This window comes from Bradyrhizobium oropedii, from assembly GCF_020889685.1.
In the GTDB taxonomy this organism is placed as follows: Bacteria; Pseudomonadota; Alphaproteobacteria; order Rhizobiales; family Xanthobacteraceae; genus Bradyrhizobium; species Bradyrhizobium oropedii.
Genome location: NZ_JACMYO010000474.1, coordinates 1 through 701, shown reverse-complemented (window position 1 = coordinate 701; position 701 = coordinate 1). Strand labels below are relative to the sequence as shown.

Below are 701 nucleotides of genomic sequence, written 5' to 3'. Positions count from 1 at the left end.
AGCAGCTGCGTCGCGATGCAGAGCACCAGCCGATCAATGTCAAGAATCTCGCCTTAAGCCTGCCGGCCAAGGCGTGGCGGACGATCACTTGGCGCGAGGGAACGAACGTGTCGCTCAAATCCCGCTTTGCGCGCGTTCGCATCCGCATTGCGCGGCGCGACTTCAACCGCAGCGAGCCTTGGCCGGAAGAATGGCTCCTGATCGAATGGCCCAAAGGCGAGAAGGAACCGACAAAGTACTGGCTATCGAGCCTGCCTGCCGACATCGGCTTTGCCCGTCTCGTCGATCTCGCCAAGCTGCGCTGGCGCATCGAGCGTGATTACCAGGAGCTCAAGCAGGAGGTCGGGCTTGGCCACTTCGAGGGCCGCAGATGGCGCGGCTTCCACCACCACGCCACGCTGTGCATCGCCGCTTACGGATTCCTGATCTCCGAGCGGGAGACGATTCCCCCCTCAGCAACACGTTCCGCCGGGCTGCTCCCGCCGGCTGTGCTTTCCGACGGCTATCGACCCAGAGGATCCGCCCTTGCGGCCTGAACGCCACATCCCAAACTCGATCGCGACCGTGCGCCAAAGGCTCGCGGTCGCTATTGCTCGAACACTGTCGCGATGTCCATGCTGCAAACGCCGCTTCGGACATCCCCATCTGTCACGCGCGCCAAGCCCAAACCTTGGATATTTGTGACGCAGTAGAACTAGCGC

At 62.6% G+C, this 701-nt stretch carries 1 protein-coding gene; it reads left to right on the top strand.

Annotated elements, in window-relative coordinates; translation table 11 throughout:
- Nucleotides 1-536: IS701 family transposase (locus H8A95_RS43365; RefSeq protein ID WP_229188495.1), on the top strand; the 536-nt coding region annotated here is incomplete at its 5' end.
- Nucleotides 537-701: the final 165 nt, after the last annotated feature.